This window comes from Sphingobacterium humi, assembly GCF_009768885.1.
GTDB lineage: Bacteria > Bacteroidota > Bacteroidia > Sphingobacteriales > Sphingobacteriaceae > Sphingobacterium > Sphingobacterium humi.
On sequence record NZ_WSQA01000025.1, the window covers coordinates 1 to 17,966 of the forward strand.

At 39.2% G+C, this 17,966-nt stretch carries 16 protein-coding genes; 5 read left to right on the forward strand and 11 right to left on the reverse strand.

Features of this window, described 5'->3' with window-relative positions; translation table 11 throughout:
* Positions 1-390: 390 nt before the first annotated feature.
* From GQF63_RS19360 to GQF63_RS19365, 3 genes are read right to left on the reverse strand one after another with little or no spacing between them, the layout of a single operon-like run.
* Positions 391-2,127, reverse strand: coding sequence for a DUF2326 domain-containing protein (locus tag GQF63_RS19360; RefSeq protein WP_160370903.1), 1,737 nt, complete (start codon positions 2,125-2,127; stop codon positions 391-393).
* Positions 2,118-2,363 (reverse strand): ABC-three component system middle component 6, encoded by a 246-nt coding sequence (locus tag GQF63_RS20005; RefSeq protein ID WP_045754352.1) that lies wholly within the window; start codon positions 2,361-2,363, stop codon positions 2,118-2,120. The genes GQF63_RS19360 and GQF63_RS20005 overlap by 10 nt, the downstream gene beginning before the upstream one ends.
* A gap of 2 nt (positions 2,364-2,365) precedes the next feature.
* Complete coding sequence (locus tag GQF63_RS19365; protein WP_052627630.1) at positions 2,366-3,280, reverse strand: ABC-three component system protein; 915 nt, start codon at positions 3,278-3,280, stop codon at positions 2,366-2,368.
* A 235-nt stretch (positions 3,281-3,515) separates the two neighbouring features.
* Between GQF63_RS19365 and GQF63_RS19370 the strand changes: the two genes are divergently transcribed.
* From GQF63_RS19370 to GQF63_RS19385, 4 genes are all read left to right on the forward strand, one after another.
* Complete coding sequence (locus tag GQF63_RS19370) at positions 3,516-4,364, forward strand: RteC domain-containing protein (RefSeq protein WP_045754351.1); 849 nt, start codon at positions 3,516-3,518, stop codon at positions 4,362-4,364.
* A gap of 262 nt (positions 4,365-4,626) precedes the next feature.
* Positions 4,627-4,962: a helix-turn-helix domain-containing protein gene (locus tag GQF63_RS19375; RefSeq protein WP_045755552.1), complete on the forward strand. Its 336-nt coding sequence runs from the start codon at positions 4,627-4,629 to the stop codon at positions 4,960-4,962.
* A gap of 58 nt (positions 4,963-5,020) precedes the next feature.
* On the forward strand, positions 5,021-6,463 hold the full coding sequence (locus GQF63_RS19380) for a DUF3945 domain-containing protein (RefSeq protein ID WP_045754350.1): 1,443 nt from the start codon (positions 5,021-5,023) through the stop codon (positions 6,461-6,463).
* Positions 6,464-6,568: 105 nt separating this feature from the next.
* The gene (locus GQF63_RS19385; protein ID WP_160370904.1) at positions 6,569-8,653 is read left to right on the forward strand and encodes a type IA DNA topoisomerase; all 2,085 of its coding nucleotides are present in this window, start codon (positions 6,569-6,571) and stop codon (positions 8,651-8,653) included.
* Positions 8,654-8,814: 161 nt separating this feature from the next.
* Here GQF63_RS19385 and GQF63_RS19390 read toward each other — a convergent pair whose 3' ends face one another.
* The 4 genes from GQF63_RS19390 to mobC form a co-directional block, all read right to left on the reverse strand.
* A complete protein-coding gene (locus GQF63_RS19390) occupies positions 8,815-9,642 on the reverse strand; it encodes an RteC domain-containing protein (RefSeq protein ID WP_160370905.1) in 828 nt (275 codons plus the stop codon).
* A 121-nt stretch (positions 9,643-9,763) separates the two neighbouring features.
* Positions 9,764-10,648: an Mph(E)/Mph(G) family macrolide 2'-phosphotransferase gene (gene mph / locus GQF63_RS19395; protein ID WP_045754347.1), complete on the reverse strand. Its 885-nt coding sequence runs from the start codon at positions 10,646-10,648 to the stop codon at positions 9,764-9,766.
* Positions 10,649-10,699: 51 nt separating this feature from the next.
* Positions 10,700-11,977, reverse strand: coding sequence for an MFS transporter (locus tag GQF63_RS19400; RefSeq protein ID WP_149914632.1), 1,278 nt, complete (start codon positions 11,975-11,977; stop codon positions 10,700-10,702).
* Positions 11,978-12,182: 205 nt separating this feature from the next.
* Entirely contained in the window at positions 12,183-14,186 is a 2,004-nt protein-coding gene (gene mobC / locus GQF63_RS19405; RefSeq protein WP_149914633.1) for a conjugal transfer protein MobC, read from the reverse strand.
* A 285-nt stretch (positions 14,187-14,471) separates the two neighbouring features.
* On the opposite strand from mobC, the gene GQF63_RS19410 reads away from it, so the two are divergent.
* Positions 14,472-15,242, forward strand: coding sequence for an aminoglycoside 6-adenylyltransferase (locus tag GQF63_RS19410; protein WP_149914634.1), 771 nt, complete (start codon positions 14,472-14,474; stop codon positions 15,240-15,242).
* Between the two features lie 161 nt (positions 15,243-15,403).
* Here GQF63_RS19410 and mobB read toward each other — a convergent pair whose 3' ends face one another.
* The 4 genes from mobB to GQF63_RS19740 form a co-directional block, all read right to left on the reverse strand.
* Positions 15,404-16,699 (reverse strand): conjugal transfer protein MobB, encoded by a 1,296-nt coding sequence (gene mobB, locus GQF63_RS19415; protein WP_160370906.1) that lies wholly within the window; start codon positions 16,697-16,699, stop codon positions 15,404-15,406.
* A gap of 1 nt (position 16,700) precedes the next feature.
* Complete coding sequence (gene mobA / locus GQF63_RS19420) at positions 16,701-17,138, reverse strand: conjugal transfer protein MobA (RefSeq protein ID WP_160370907.1); 438 nt, start codon at positions 17,136-17,138, stop codon at positions 16,701-16,703.
* Positions 17,139-17,182: 44 nt separating this feature from the next.
* Positions 17,183-17,401 (reverse strand): hypothetical protein, encoded by a 219-nt coding sequence (locus tag GQF63_RS19425; RefSeq protein ID WP_160370908.1) that lies wholly within the window; start codon positions 17,399-17,401, stop codon positions 17,183-17,185.
* Between the two features lie 264 nt (positions 17,402-17,665).
* A partial coding sequence (locus GQF63_RS19740; RefSeq protein ID WP_212592663.1) for a hypothetical protein occupies positions 17,666-17,966 on the reverse strand: 301 nt, incomplete at its 5' end.

Consider the following 17,966-nt stretch of genomic DNA (forward strand, 5'->3'; position numbering starts at 1 on the left):
CAGCAGAATCGTTTAATGCTAAGATAAAGGCGTTCAGAAGTCAGTTCAGAGGTGTAGGAGATGTCAACTTTTTCTTATTTAGATTGACCAAATTATTTGCTTAGTCCACAGGTTTTGAAACTGATCCGTTATTCCATTTCTAATGTATCTTTTCGAAACCTGCAAGCATAAAAAAAAAGCCACTTTTTCAAGTGGCTTTTTTCTGTGAACCCACTGGTACAGAACTCGAACTCTTTTTTGGAAGATTTGAGGCGATTGAATCAGTTAAAGGATAGTCCTTATCAATCTGATATATTCATAAAAAAAACAAAGCAAGGTAAAAATATCCTTCCCAAAACTTGTTCAATATCAAAGAAGCCATCAGGCAGAAGATAAGTATTAATTAAGAAATTACGCCTCATATTTCATGTCAACCTGAATTCCTAGTAATTTGTTTTCGGGCTTATCGTCCCCTATAATATGACATATATTGGGACTAACAATAGTGTCAAATTCGTTATCGGACAACTGAACTCTCAACTCATCGATATGATTTTGATTCATTGTTATAATATACTGCTTATTGTTTGCAGTAATATATTCGTTTGCAATCTTAAATAGAGTCGCAATTTGTCTAGGGTCGATTCCGTCTAATAATCTACTATCATGAAAAATACTTGACATCGAATGGTTCTGACCCAATAATAAAATAGTTAAGTCATAGCAAAAAATCTTCACATTACTTATCCCATCTGATGAATCAGACTCGATTTTTGCGTCGAAATTAAACCTAATTGAGTTTTCGTTCTCATTATTACTAAGAGATAGTCCTGCAACAGAATTAGGGTAAAAACTCTTCGCTAATGCTCTAAAGAAATCACTAATCCCCTTCACAAAATCTTTGACATCATTTAGGTATATTTCTGTATTAGCTGTAGCCTCTAAAAATTTTTTATCAATTGTTAGCTTTGTAGAATGATATTCTTTTAAAAGTTTCTGATAATTTTCGATTTGTTCTTTTTCTGCTTTTAGTGCAGATAGCTTATTTGTTAGTTGAACAAAAACGTCTAAGGCCTGATGGACATTAAGATATTGAAGTTTTTCATCAAATTGTTTGTGAGATTTTTTTAACAACTCTTTTTTCTGTTCTACCTCTCTTATAATTTCTTGTTTTTGACCGGATAAACGTTTTATACGGTTTTTAGCTATTTGGGAATAAAAATTATTAAGGTCTTCTAATGATTTTTTAAGTTCCGAACTAAAATTTACACTCGATTCCTCATAAATCTTAATAATTTTCTCTTTACTTATATCGGGAGTCGTTTCTAAACTACTTTGAATATTCGAAATCTGATTTTCCAGCAAGAAAATTTCATTCTGAAGTTTAGAAATGCTTCTTTTAAGTTCATCAGCGTCCTTTTTTATATCATAATAATCTTCGGCTATAGTGAATGACAAAAGATCACTTTCTAGCCCGCTAATTCTTTCCGCTAAATCTTGAGTAGCTAATTCGGAATCTCGCTCACCTAGGAAGAAATCTTTTAAAACTGGATCAGAATTTAGTTGACCAAGAAGGTCTTTTATTCTGTCTTTTTCAGCCTTCAATTCTTGCTTCTCTTTAACAAGAAAAATATCAAGTCCCAAAAGAAAAGAATTAGCTAATAAAATCTGATAATCCACTTTTAGGGTATTTGGGTTCTTGAAATCTAAAAAGGATCCACGTCTTGGCCTATAAAAAAAAGGAAACAAAGCTCTAAAGCTGAGACTGCTTGTGTTTTCTGGTATATCGAACAATAGCTCGCCTAATTTTTGATTAAAATTCGACAATTTTAAATTCTCTCCGTTTAATCGTATAATATTCTGTTTGTCAGCACTTCTGCAAGATTCATAACGATTACCATTTATTTCAAAATCGAGAATAAATTCCCATCCAGATAGGTTATTCTTAAAACTGTCTTTTTTACTAGACCCAAGGCAAAATTGAATAATAGCCATTAATAAGGACTTTCCAACCCCATTAAATGAGTTCTTCTTATAGTCCGCTTCTTCGATGTTCTGTTCAGCGACTATGATATTAAGACCTACTTTATTTTTAAATAATACAGGTCTAAAACTAGTTTGATTTGATTTTAATGATATTAATTGCATTTGTAAATCATTCCAGATTGTTCTTTAATTGTATTTATTCCGTAAAGGAATATAATTGCGAGAATAAAATTATCAAATGAATGTGACACATAATAGTTCCCATTCTTGATGTCATTATTGTATTGCTCCCAAATCTCATCAATGGAAAGTGGTTTATCATTGACCCTTTGAAGGATATAGCTTCCCAAACCTAGCAAAGAAGCTGAAAAATTCAAATGTTTAGATGGAAGTATCATTTCTAATTATGATTTTCAAAGATATCACAAGTCTCAAAGTATTTTGCAAGTATTGTAAGAATTGAAAGTAAGTATTGCTGTTGATCCTTTGGAAGACATTTTTTTATAAGCTCTATAAATATTTTGTCGCCAGGATACTCTAGTGTCGCTTCAATATTTATGTTCTCCTTTTTAATTTCAGAATACAAACCGTTTAATTGTTGTTGTAATGTTTCTGCCAAAAATGGATCATTTGAAAGATACTGATTTAGACTTCCTAGAAGTTGTGCGCCACAATTAAGTTGTATCTTGCTTGTCTCACTTAGCCCATTAAATACGATCTTTTTATCCCAGTCTGGAATCTCTATCCTTTCAAGATTTGTACTCACAGGAAGCTTCACTATTTGCGAAATCACTTCATTTAGTATGGAATAGTTTATGAAATCAAGACTAATTTCTGGAAGAAATCCTATAACCTGTGTTATTTTGTCTTCGTCCAGTTCAAGTAATAATCTCTCCATATCCTTAGGTGTAAAAAATCCACCGTTTGACAGAGATTCATTCTTTATCAATTGATTAATGGATAATTCACAATCAGCATTTACTCCTAAGTATTTTTCATTAAGAACAAAATAAAATTCATTTATTGGACTCCAATACTTTTTTAACCCATTATAATCTGTAGCTATTTTTTTGATAACATCTGGATAAGAGGAACTAATTTCTTCTGGAGCATATACTTGGAAATATGTTGCCGAAGATTTTATATATCCATCGTTTTTTCTATCACCTATATTTCCCCAAGGTTTTATTTGTTGAAAATCATCATATGAATAGTTCATGATTGAAGTAAACAATTTTTCAAATTCATTCCCATTTGAAGCATATATCTTCAATTTAAAAAACAACCTAGCAAAGGCTTTTTGCTGTGCATTCATATCAGCTTGATTAAATCGCAATATACAAAGAACGAATTGCTTTTGAGAAAAATTTATACACATCAATTATCCATTATGAGCGCTTGTAATGCTTAGATGAATAGCCATTAAAATTTAATTAGAAATTTTTACTAAAAAATCTTTCCTGACTTCGTCCTGTCTCATGAAAAAAGCTCATTAATAATGTTAAAATTTGTGTAGGAGTAGTGGCTTTATTTAATAAACCTTTAATATTATGAGACACCTATTGCACAAAATCGTCTCCGATATACAGAAACAGGAGCAAAAATTATCGGCTGAGGCTTCCAATTTTATGGAGGAGGCTTATGAGATGACAGTTTATCTGAAAGAACTTCTTGGTAACATTAAAGAAGATATTGTAAACGAGGGTTTCAAAACCAAAGAAGACGAAATCCTTTTCTTTAAACAGATAAAACCTACCTTACTCGGAAAACTTATCTATTATAACAAGATATTCAGGATTGAAACCGCATGCCCTGCAAGCAATGGAAAAATATATGAGAGCTATTTCGCCTTGCACCTGCGAGACTTGAAACTCGAATATACCGAACATGTCTGCAATTCCGATTTTTACCGCTACTACCGTTCTGGTAGAACCGACCATGATGAGCAATATTTCACACTTGGAAAAATAAACTGCTATGACGGGCTGAATAGCTTCGTGTTTGAAATCGACACCAAATTCTCGACCTACTTTGATTATAAGGTTGCGAAAATCATCGCCAACGAATTAGTCTATAATTACCTGACGACAAAGTTAAGCCCCGAACAAAACCCCGATGTCCTGCTACAACAGGAGGAAACAAAAGACTTCTTTTGGACACAGACAAAAAATGCCCTTATCGAATTGATTTATGCACTCTACGCCTGCGATGCTATTTCGCAGGGGAAAATAGGCATCCGCAAAATCAGCATGGTATTCCAAATCCTGTTCCGTATATCACTGAACGATATACATAACAGCTTCCACCGGATGAAAACCCGTGCAGGCTCACGGACGTTGTTTTTAGACCAACTCAAATACAGTTTGGAGGAATATATGGACAGGGAAGACAACCCATAATTCTTATCTTCTTTTTCCTGCAAACGGACAGCATCAATCGGTGCTGTCTTTTTTTTGCCCCTTTGCCTATATGTGTCTATCGGCAAATCCATTGGATTGGATGCCGAGCTATTGCCGAAAAGTGCGAAAAGCCCCTAAAAACAGCACTTTACATGATTTGAAAAAAAATGAGAAAAGTGCCTTTTTGATAGACACGTATCGGACGACAGCCTGCGCCAATCGCTCCAATTTTGTGGTGTTAGAAATCATTAAAAAAAATATTATGAACATCGACAGAATGGAATTTATCGCATGGATGCAACGTATCATGGAACGCTTTGACATTTTGAAAGAGTACGTCCTAAACATCAAGAAAGAACGCCACAGCATAGACGGCGAGGAATTACTGGACAACCAAGACCTGCTCCTCATGCTGAAAATCAGCCACCGCTCTTTACAACGATACCGCTCCACAGGCAAGCTACCGTATTACACCATTAGCGGAAAACTGTATTACAAACTATCGGATGTACACCAGTTCATCAGGGAAAGTTTCAAAGCCCCCATAAGGCGTACCAAAGAAAACCCGAGACAAACACCGCCGTCTAAGGGCGGGTAAACAGATTGGGTATCTACACGGATTACTTTCGGAGAATAAACTTTAAATAATCAATATCATGAGCGAACAGACAATCGAAAATCCACAGCAATATTCCGAACAGCTTTCGGATGTGCTGTTGGTAATGGACAAGGAGAAAAAGAAAATCCAAGCCGTCACGGGTGTTGACGAAAACGGCAATCTGAAAACCGTTGATGCAACCAAGAAAAACCAAAGCCAATTTATGCGGGTTGACAGAGCCGGAGATTTGTTCACCAATTTCTTCTCCAACTTTTGGCGACAGCTAAAAGACCCGACCCATTTATCATTCTTCAAAGTACCTGCAAAGGAAGCGGTCGAAACCGCCAAAGAAATGCAGAAACAGGTCGACGCCCCCACCAAAGAGGGTGAGGCTGTCATGGCAAAGCATAAGGTCAAAGAGCCAAAGGAACAACAACAGGAAAACAAAAAGGATGTGGAAACACCACAGGCGACACCGGAAACACAGCAGGCGCAGGAAAAAAACGAGTACCGCTATAAGGCAGAAGATGTAGACTGGCAAACTTTAGGACAATTCGGTATAAACAAAGAGAGACTTGAAAAAGACGGTCAATTGGATTTGCTGTTAAAGGGTTATAAAACCAACAAGGTATATCCCATAAGTGTCAATTTCGGTTCAGCTATCATGCGCACGGAAGCAAGGCTCGGTTTCCAAGACGGTGAAAGTGGAAAACCTGTATTTGTCATGTACGGTGTGCGCCACGAACCCAATCTCAAAGCCCCTTTCTTTGGTCACGAGTTTACCAAAGAAGACAGGGAAAACCTGCTCAAAACCGGAAACATGGGGCGTGTGGTGGAACTGACCAACCGCAAAACAGGCGAAAAGATACCCTCCATTATCAGTATCGACCACCTAACGAATGAGGTTATCGCATTCCGGCAGGACAGGATAAAAGTACCCGATGAGATTAAGGGCGTAAAGTTGACCGAAGACCAAAAACGGGATTTGAAAGATGGGAAAGCCATTTATTTAGAGGGGTTGGATTTTAAGAACAGTGCGAACAAAAATGCCCATGTGCAGTTCAACGCCGACAAAAAATATACGGAGTTCCTTTTTGGAGATAAAGCCCCCAAGCAGGCGCAGGAAAACGACCCGAAAATGTTCCGCAACAAAGTGTTTTCGGATGAACAGTACAAACAACTCACCGAGGGCAAGACGATTTACGTTTCGGATTTCAAGGACGGAAAAGGAAACCCGTACAAAGGATATATCACGCTGAACAAAGAAACTGGAAACTATGATTTCAGCTTTAAGAACCCCAATGCGCTGAAAAATAAGGCACAGCCTGCCGAAGCACACAAAACACAAGTTGCCGTTAATTCCAACGGGAAAACCAACGAAGCAACCAAGCACGTCAACGAACCGCTGAAACCGGAACAACAAACGCCGAAAAATAAAACACAACAGCAAGGGCAGAATGACCCCAACCTTCCGGCTAAATCCAGAGGGGTAAGAAGATAATACCATCAAAAAACATTTTTCTTTGGAAAATCCCCTTTCACAGAATACGAAGGGGTTTCTCAAAGAGAATTGTTCATCACATAATCCATTAAAAGAGATAATATCATGAAAGCAATCATTGCAGAAAAGCCAAGTGTAGCAAGGGAAATAGCTACCCTGTTGGGAGCGACCGAAAAACGGGATGGCTACCTCACAGGGAACGGCTATGAAGTTACGTGGGCATTGGGGCATTTGGTCGGACTGGCGATGCCCGAAGATTACGGGGTATCGGGCTTCCAAAAGGAAGCCCTGCCCATATTGCCCGACCCTTTTTTACTGACGGTACGAAAGATTAAAAAGGACAAAAGCTATGTTCCCGATAATAGGGCATTAAAACAGTTAAATATTATCGAACAGGTCATCGGCAGATGCGATAGTATTATCGTGGCTACCGATGCCGGACGTGAGGGCGAACTCATATTTAGATACATTTACGAGTACCTAAAATGCCGTAAACCGTTTGAACGTCTATGGATAAGCTCGCTCACGGAAAAGGCGATTAAACAGGGTTTTGAAAACCTAAAAGCCGGAAGCGATTTTGACGGGCTGTACCGTGCCGGACAAGGGCGGAGCAAAGCCGACTGGCTTGTGGGCATCAATGCCTCGCAGGCATTGAGTATTTCGGCAGGGCGTGGCGTTTACTCGCTTGGTAGGGTACAAACGCCAACGCTTGCCCTTATCTGTAAGCGGTACTTGGAAAACAAAGACTTTGCCGTCAAGAAATACTTTCAAATCCAGTTGGAACACCGCAAAGAATTTACAGACTTTAAGAGCCTGTCAAAGACCAAATGGGATGATAGAAAACTCGCTGACGATACGCTGAAATCCATTCAACGTAATAGAACGGCTACCGTTACGACAGTCGAGAGTAACACGGTTAAGGAGCAACCGCCTTTGCTGTTCGACCTAACGGGATTGCAGAAAGAAGCTAATAAAAGAGCATCCTATACTGCCGAGGAAACGTTGAACATTGCCCAAAGCCTATATGAAAAGAAATTTATCACGTATCCCCGTACAGGGAGCAAGTACATCCCCGAAGATATATGGTCGGAAATCCCTGCACTGGTAAGGAATTTGGAAGCACGGGCTTCCTGCAAAAAAGCGGTCGGAAAAGTGAAATGGGGTCGTTTCAATAAGTGCATCGTGAATGACGTAAAGGTCACAGACCACCACGGTCTGCTGATTACCGAAAAAATACCGTCCGAACTATCTGCACACGAAAATGTTATCTATGATATGATTGCGCACCGCCTGTTGGAAGCCCTTTCGTCTGCCTGTACCAAAGAAATAACGGACATCGGATTGCAGGCTCTACATTATGATTTTACACTGAAAGGGTGTAAAATCATAGAAGCCGGCTGGCGTGGCATCAAAGAAAAATTCACAGATGAGGACAGCGAATCTGTGCAGGAACTGCCGGAATTAAAGGTCGGCGATGAGCTGAAAATCAAAGAGGCATCCGTACTGGAAAAGAAGACCAAACCGCCTGTGCTTTACACCGAGGCAGGTCTGTTGTCCGCAATGGAAAATGCCGGAAAGGAAATTGATAACGAGGACGAACGGAAAGCCCTAAAAGACATTGGCATCGGTACACCTGCCACAAGAGCCTCCATAATCGAAACGCTTTTTAAGAGGGATTACATTAGGCGTGAAAAGAAATCCCTTATTCCTACCGATAAGGGATTGCAGGTTTACGGGGCAGTAAAGGACAAAAAGATTGCCGATGTAGCCATGACCGCCGAATGGGAAATGGCATTGCAGAAAATTGAAAACGACGAGGCGGATGCAGGTGCTTTTCAGCGTGAAATGGAAACCTATGCCACTTCCATTACACGGGAACTTTTGTACACGGGCATTCCCCATGAAAAGCAACCCGAACTGACCTGCCCCAAATGCAAGTGCCGTCAGCTATTGATTTGGCACAAAGTTGTAAAATGCCCCGATGAGGCTTGTGGTTGGCTTCAATTCCGTATTGTTTGCGGAGTGCCATTAAGCCTTGCCGATATAGAAAGTCTTTTGACCAAAGGAAAGACCAACCTTATCAAAGGCATGAAAAGCAATTCGGGCAATAAATTCAATGCCTATATCGTCATGAACGACAAAGCCGAAACCTCCTTTGAATTTGAAAACAGGAAACCAAAAAGGAAATAAATGTTTTGTTTTTTGGACGGCATACAGCGTGAGGGATAGAAGCGACATCCTTTTGCGGTCCTCGCAGATCCGCAAAAGATATAGCGGATAGCCCGACCCGTCTGCATTTTTTCGATAGCCTGGGCATGGGGATAAAATGCAGACGGTGGCACGCCCAAACCCTACTTTTCGTCCTGCTCGTCCATTCTCTTGATAAGTTCCTCTCGAAGCGCATCAAGGAATTTAGTACGGTTCATCTTCCGGTTTCTCAACTCCAAATAGGTCTGATAAAAATTACCCAAATCAATATCAAATGTGCTTTCAAAATATTGAGCGACTTCTCTTATGTCGTTGTTCCCTTTGTCAAATACATCTTGATAGTGCAAAGCATAAATCAATTCTATCAACGCCACTTTGCTACCCGTCCATTTCAATTTTTTAAAGGCTTTCGGTTTGTCTTTTTGGAATTTGTTATACAACTGGTCTTCGATGTAAACCTGTATCAAATCGTTGGCTATTATCTTGGCGACCTTGTAATCATGCGAAGTGGAAAAGGACTGGTCAGACTGGAAATAATAAGTATCCAACCACAGCTTTATATCATGTTTGCCACGTACAAAAAAACTTTCGTCAAGAAAGGAATTGTTGCTACGGTAATACTTATAAAAATCGAGGTTGTTGTCAAAGAACCTTTTTAGTTTTTTCAACTCTCTATTGAGGTACTTTCTTATGGGCTTTGCACCATAAGGCTTCTTTGTCTCGATTTTGTAAATAGCATTGTAATAAATGAGTTTGGCAACAATGGTGGGTTTTTGATATTTAAAAAAGCGGATTTCTTCGTCAACATTCTTAAACCCTTTTTTTAAGATACGCTCCTTTACTTCGGACAGGCATTCCAAAATCAGATGTATAACGGCTTCTATGCGTTGTATGGAGCAATCGGCTTCAATTTCCAATTCATTGATTGCCGTTTCCAGATTATGGAATATTTCTTTGAAATAATTATTCATATTTTGTTAATTATTGTTTGTTCTATTTAATAGATAAAAATTCTAACTAATGAATTACAAGCAATTCATACACAGAAAAAATCAAGACGGAATTAATCCGTCTTGATTTGTGAAAAAATAATTAGATTACACCTAATTGAACTTTTGCTCCCATAATATGATTTTCGTCATTAGTTTCTAATGCGAAATACCCATATGCCAAGGCTGATGCAGAAGCTCGTTCTATAGCTTGTTCATAAAGTTGCCCCCAAGTTCTACCACCTTGATTTTCATAAGCTGTAATTAGCTTTCGAAGACTTGCCTCTCCGAAAATAGTTACATGTCCAGAAAAATCATTCGCTGGATCTCCTAAGTGGGCTGTTGACCAGTCAATAATTCCTGCGACAATACCATCCTGTGAGGTAAGTATGTGTCCTGCATATAAATCACCATGAATAAACTGTGTAAAATCTGGCCATAGTTTATCGTTATCTAACCATTTTTTATAGCGTAATTCAAGCTCTGAACTTATCCCTATTTCTGATTTTACCGTTTTTAATTGATTATCAATCTCTGGTCTTAAATCAGACGGCTTCATAATCTTCAGATGATTTTTAATCACTTCTTCTTCTGTAATATCATGTAACTCTACTAAAGATTTCGCTAATGATTGTATATAGTTTGGACTGTCTTTATCCATATTCCAAACCATACCATAAGTTTCCGCATCAACCGTAAGTGCAGGTTTTTCTTTAATTAGTGGATAGGCTATTAATTTTGGAGATGTAATCTTCCAATCGGGAACTTTAACAGATAGGTGTTTTTTTACAAGATGTAAAATTCTCTTTTCCTTATCTATTTGTTCACTCATATCATTCCGCCGAGGAATACGAAGTAACCACCTCTGTCCTTTATTATCTATAGCGAAACCTACCCTAAAGTCGATACCCATTTCATTAAATCTTATATTTTCTGTTAATAACAGTCCATGCTCTTCTGCAAGTATTTGAATATCCTTGATTGTCATTTTTTTCTATTTTTGCATCTATCCCATTTAAACGGTATAGATTATTATAAATTAATTCTTATTAACTAATTGCGATATTTCACCGCTTATAATGTTACTTTTTCCGACATCCCTTTTAGATTTACCAATTTTCATTAACATAGGCGATAAAAAGGAAACTATTCCAATTAGTATTGTTATCGAACCTGAGAGTAAAAACGAATTTGATATTCCGATTTTTTCAGCTAATGCACCAGTAAATAACAAACCTACAACCGATGGTAAAACAGCTAAGCTGTAGTACATAGAAAACACTCTTCCTAACATGTTAGAAGCGATTTCCAATTGTATAATCGTTGTAAATGAGGCTGAAAATATTGATAGTGAAATACCAGCCAATATGGTAATTACAGCATATCCTATAAACCATGTGGATGGTAACAAGCCACATAATAGAAAAGAAGCTCCTAATAATATATGCATGGAATTAACCATAATGATTTTTTTAGTTTTTATCTTAGCTAAACCTAAAACTGCACCTCCTAATAGCATTCCTACAGACCAAGCAATTTCGATCACACTCATTTCCCATTTACCCCCATTGTAATATTCAGTTGTTAATAGAGGAAACATAATTGCAGTTGGCATAATGAAAAATGTAACCATCATTGCGTATAAGAAAAGTAGAGCTAAACCTCTCTTCGCTAAAACATTCTTGAAACCATCTTTCCAATCTTTCAAAATGTAACTTATTGAAAGCTTTGTATTTGTTTTGATGTGAGGAATATGCACAAATACTAAAGATACAATGGCGATAATTGCTCCAAGTATATCTAAGTATAAGACGGTGGAAATAGACAAGTAAGTGATAGCTAAAGTTCCAATTGCTGGACCAGCTATTCCACTCACCGAATGTATTACTTGATTAATTCCTGCTATCCTAATCAATTCTTTTTTTGGCACAAGAAGTGGAGCTATAGTCTGTATTGCCGGAGAGTGGAACGCATTTCCAACAGAACGTAAACCCAACATAAGATAAATCCAATTGATATTTGCTGTTTCATTTCGTAGAAGAATGCTCATCGTTAATGCGCACAGTGCTAAAAAAATATCAGACATTATTAAGACCTTTTTACGGTTCCATCTATCGATAAAGACACCAACAAAAGTCCCTATTATAGCTTGTGGGAGCATTCCTGATATCCCTGCAAAAGCCAATACCTCAGCCGACCTATGCTCTAAACTCAACCAAATAATAATTGAAAATTGAACGGCATTGCTGGTCAACATAGATATAAATTGTCCAGACCATATAAATACATAGGTCTGTACCCATTTTCTATTTTCCATGAAAATTAATGAAATAGTTATACAACAAAAAAAGGAAGAGCAATACGATGATTGTCTTCTAAGAAGGGAAGTGTACTAAAGTAACACTTGGATTAGTTATTCCAAGGCTTAGCCATCATTGCTGTATTTGAATAGTTCATGGTACAAAGTTATAAAAAATACTGTTCGTTAAAACATTATGAATAAAAAAGTTCATTCAAAGTTTTTATTTGCTATTCTGGATCAAATGCTGTAAATCGGGGTCGTTCTTAATACGCTCCATTTCGCTTTCTACAATATGCACAATGTCTGCTTTGACCTGCCTGTAATTGGCTTCAATGACCTGCTTCATATTGTCGTTGCCGTTTTCATCGGCAAAAGATAATATCTGCGGTATCTTCTTATATGCTTTGGTCTCGGCAGAAACCTTTTCGTTATCCACGACAATTTCAGCATGAAATATTTTCTGCTCGATACGCTCATCAAAGTTATCTGAAACAGACCCTACGAACATTCCCTGTGTCAAGGTAGATATTTTGGAAGCCGGAATAAGGCTGTCCAATTGGGTGGATATAGAAGTAGATTTGTCATTACGGTTGATAGTCATGCTTTGCCTTTTCTGCAACACTTTTCCAAAGCGTTCACTTAGATTCTTAGCTGTTTCGCCCACTACCTGACCGGAAAAAATATTACCCACGGTATTTTGGATGACCTTGCTTTCTTTATCGCCGTAATCCCTTATCAATTGTGAATAGTCTTGAAAGCCCAAACATACCGCAACCTTATTGCTACGTGCCGTTGCGATAAGATTATCCAAACCCCGAAAATATATCGTAGGCAACTCGTCTATTATAACGGAACTCTTTAACTTATCTTTCTTATTGATGAGTTTTACAATCCTCGAATTGTACAACCCTAAAGCGGACGAATAGATATTTTGGCGGTCGGGATTATTGCCCACGCACAAGATTTTCGGCTCTTGGGGATTGTTGATGTCCAGTGAAAAATCATCACCCGTCATCACCCAATAAAGCTGTGGCGAAATCATCCGTGACAATGGAATTTTTGCCGATGCTATCTGCCCCTGCAATTGGTCTTGCGCTCCGCCCTGCCACGCATCCATGAAAGCCGACAGGTAATTTTCGAGTTCGGGATATGAGGTCAGTATCGTAAAAACGTCTGCATATTTTTTATTCAGCAATTCAATAGCATGGGGGAATGTACAATACTTTCCATCTTCATAGATTTTCAGATACCAAATGATTGAGGCAAGCAATATAATTGGGCTTTCCACGAAAAAATCCCCTTGCTTCAAAATCCACGACCTGTTAAGGTTAAGCATGATGGTATAAGAGGCTTCGTAGGCATCGGATATATCCGTCATAAAGGCAGGGCTTAGCGGATTGCATCGGTGGCTACGGCGTGGGTCGTCAAAATTGATAACATAAAATTTCGGCTTTACCTTATACTTATCGGAATGTTTCAGCAAATGGTTGTAGGCAATCGTGGAAAGGTCGTCAAACTTAAAATCGTAGATATACATCGCAAATCCCTTTTCGATATGTTGCTTGATGTAGTTGTTTACGATGGCGTAGGATTTTCCGGAGCCGGGAGTACCAAGCACAATCGAAGCCCGAAAAGGATTGACGATGTTAACCCATCCATTGTTCCATTTGCCTTTGTAAAAAAACTTCGTTGGGAGATTGACCGAGTATTCATTTTCTATCAGACGGGTTTCCTGTTGGAAACTCTCGTTTTCATTATTGAAAACATCGTCCATCAGATTGTTGCGGAGCAGTCGGCTCATCCATACCCCTGCCATGAGCAAGGCTATATAACCCAAACTCGTTGTAAGGATATAAAGCGATGTGGCAACCCCTGCCGACAACTTTAACAATGGCGTGTTCAGAAAGAACAGCACAAAACCGATAACTAAGGCGGTGTAAATCTTAGCCCATGTTATCTTTTCATTCTTTACGCCTTTAGTGCCGAGACAGCTTAACGCCAATAACAGCAAGGCAAAAATCTTGGTGTAAAGGGTGTGGGCAAATAGCCCTGCGGTACGGTTGAAATTGGTCAGTATCTTGCCGATAATTTCCAGTGTCCATCCACGTTCGGCAAAGAACCCGTAACAGAACCAATAAAAGTGCATCAGTACCAAAAGAATACTTACAGCACGCATAAAAGCCATGATTTTGGCTAATCCTCTCAAATCGTCTTCTCCTTGCATAACAAAAAATTTTAGTGATGCAGGAAATTTAGAGGCTATTTAAAAGGGCTTATCCAAAGCGGTGTCGGATGGCTTTTGGGGGCTTAGTTTGGCTGAGTATCGTAGAAGCAGAAAAGGTAAAACTCGCTATTGAGTATCAAGAGCAATTTTTTGTACCTTTGTTCCTAACAAAAACTAAAATATTTAATCCAATGAAGCTATAAGTAACTGTCCAAAAAAGAAATGATAGCTCATCACTTTTGCATAAGTGATGAAGAAATCTATTACAAACTTAAATTTATTACAATGACACAGTTACAAATGATTGATACAACCAAATCAATAGCTCAACAAGACGAAAATGTTTCCGCAGTTTTAATGTATGGTTCGTTTACCAAAAATGAGGGCGACCAATATTCTGACATCGAGTTTTATATTTTTCTGAAAAGCAAAGAAAATTTTTCTGCCGAAAAGTGGGTAAATCAGATTTATCCGACAGCGTTATATTTTACGAATGAATACGGAAGTGAAGTTGCCATTTTTGAGAACCTGATTAGAGGCGAATTTCATTTTTTAACAGTAAATGAGATTGACGTTATAAAATCGTGGGAGGGTTTTGTATCGTTCAGTGATTTTGACCAAATGAACTTAATTGACAAAAACGGTCTTTTGACTGAAACGCTTAATCAAATAAAAACAAAATTCCCCGACCGAACTACAAATGAAAACATTTTACTTTTAAGTAAATCATTACTAAATGTATTATTGACAACAAACAATTTGATTAAACGAGAGGAATACGCTCACGCTTACCAAAGTCTGTCGAACGTACAAAAGTATTTACTTTGGTTAATCCGAATAGCAACAAATCAAACCAATCATTGGGAAAGTCCGACAAAAAGTCTTGAAAAAGACATTGATAAAGATTGGTATTCAGCATTTAGATTGACAACATCTGATTTGGACGCCGACAATTTAAAAACAGCTTTCCAAAATTCATTGAACTTATCAAAAAAGCTGTTTGATGAATTAGGTGTTAAGACAGACCTAAAACGACTACTACATAGGATTGAATAAGCCGAAATTTTCTATTTCTTTATGTGGTTGGGAAATGTTTATTGCTTGTAATCTATTCTGACAAATGCGGTTAACCCATCCACTCTGTTAAACGTGGCATTCAAAGCTAAAACCATCAATGACCAGATGTTAATCCTGGTCTTTGATGGTCAAAAAAGCTATTATTGTCTTCCATGCCTTTTGCGTTTCTTCTTTTTCTTCATACGGTTGGCAAATTCCTGTTCCTCGTAGTCTTCGCCCTGTGCCTCCGGCAGTAGCCCACCCAATCCGTCTATTAACAAATCGTCGGTCTGCTGTCCTTTATTAAGGAAGTTAAAAAGTGAATGGGCTTCCTCTTTCTTTACGGTGTTGCCTGTGGTCGATGACTGATTTTGTGCGTTCGTTTTTTCAGCTTCTTGGCGTTGTCCAACCGTCTGCCTGTTCCACCAATCGTTAAAGACATTCGCCGATAGGTTTTTGCCCAAAGCTGAACCGTTCCAAACGGTACGGCTTTCGTGGTCGATAAAAGTCATACCGTAGATACGCCCCTCATCGTTGCGCCGTACCACGGTATTGATGCCCTGCTCCAATAATTGCTTTTTAAAATCGGTTTCGTTTGTAGCGGTGTGCATTGCCACTTCAATGGTGCTTTTGAGTACGGCTCTTACGGGGTCAGCTTTCATTTTCTCTTTAGCCTTTGCGAATTGGCTTTGCAGTCCGTCCAGTCCTGCCTGTTTGCCGAAAAGGGATGCCTTAAAAGGATTGCTCGCTTTTTCGCCCGGTTCGTTCAATGCAAAATAGACAAGCCCATTTTTGGGCTGTCCGTGCAATTCCCCTTTGACTTCCTCTGCGGTGATATTGAAAAGCGAAAGCAATGCGTTGTACGCTCCGAGGCTTGCGTACCCGTAATACATCGGCAGGTGTCGCACCACCGATGCGATTTGGCTCTTAACGTCTCCGGCTCTGTAATCCACGGGACGGAATACCTGCTCGTTTCCGGTACGCTGTTTTTCCGTTGCAGGTATGAGGTTATACGTTTGCTCCAAATCCCGACAGATTGCCATCGAACGTGGATGGTCGTAACTATCCGGTAACTTCTTCCCGTCCAAACCCACACAGACCGTTACGATATGGATATGGGTACGTTCAATATCGGTATGCTTGAAAACAACATAAGGTTGATTGCCGTACCCCATACTCTCCATATACTCCTGCGCCATTTTTACGAACTGCCCATCGCTGACCCTATCCGCAGGATCAGGGTTCAGCGATATGTGGCGCACAGGCTTTTCCGTTTTGATATTTGCGGACAGATACGGCTCAAAACACTGGTGCAGGTAACTGGTCGAATAGGTATTATCCAACGTTTCGGGTATTCTGTTCAATAACAAAACCTGCCCGTTTTCACTGTCAATCTTCTTTTGGTTATAGGAAATTGCACCGTACAAATTCTCACCCTTGCCAATCTTTGCTATCATCTTATCTGTGTTTTTGCAGGTGTTCTTTTTCAAATTCCTGTGTTAGCTCAATCACTTTCCGGCACAAGTCCGCCATTTCTGCGGTCTGTTTTTCCAGTTTAAAGAGGTAAGCCGATGCCTTTTTCTCCGAGAAATTGCGGTAAAGTATCTTCACGATTTGGTTGTAGTTCACGCCAACGGCTCTGAACTGGCTGTAAAAATTGGTCAGCCTCGTATGAAAATCGACTGCATCCATATCAATTTTTATGGTCTTGATTGGCTTCTGAAAAATGCAGGCTGTAATAAAATGTGCCATTACTTTCATTCCCGATTGCTCGAACAGCGTAAGGAACTGTGCATTTTCCATGTCGTTGAGACTAATCGAATAACGGTGGATGGCAGGGTCTTTCTTAGGCTTGCGACCAACTTTATTTGTTCGGTTTGTTCTGTTGTTTTCCATATCTAAATCCATTAATAACCGAGCTTCAGCGAGCTCAACTTTAGTTAATTATCATAAACCCCGACTTCGGAGGGTGTTTTCCAAGCCCCCTGCAAGGGCAAGTGGTTTTGAGATGCGGAATTTATTTCGAGCATCTCAAAACATAACTTGCTCTGTTCGGGTGAACAGAAAATCCCGCTGAGGCGGGATTGGATAGAGCGGAAAAAAACGGCTTTGTGCCGTTCCGCCCATAACTTCCATTCTCCAATGATTTTTCCATTCATCCCTTGTATTTAAGCCTTTACAAAGTAAGGGTAGCTTTTTCAAAGCATTGCCCTGTCCGCCACGACCAAACATTGCCAACAAATGCCCCACACTACCGCATTAAAAGAGTGCATCGGAATAACCTGCTTCTTTGCGCTATCAGTCACGCAAGCCTGTTTGCAGGCATCCGCTCCCGATGGCAGTTCTGAAAGACGGAGCGCAGGAATGCCGGAACACATGACGGCGTTCCGCATGGCAGGCACGAATGCCGGACGGCATGAAAGCTATCCGATAGCCATTCCAACGGGCAGGACGACAGGCAAGCCATCGGTCTTGCCCGTGCGAGAGCCGGAATGACGGCACGGCTGACTAAACGAATGACGGCAGGCCCGACAGACGGGATTGTACCAAGACTGCCGGACAGGGTGCAGGGATGAAAGCCCTGTTTCACGCCGGACGGCAGGCAGTCCACGGAAATAGAAACTTAAAAATAGAATAGAAATGGAAGCAACAAACAGGACAAAATTCATTGCTTTTTCAAGCCAAAAAGGGGGCGTTGGGAAGAGCACGTTTACAACGGTTATG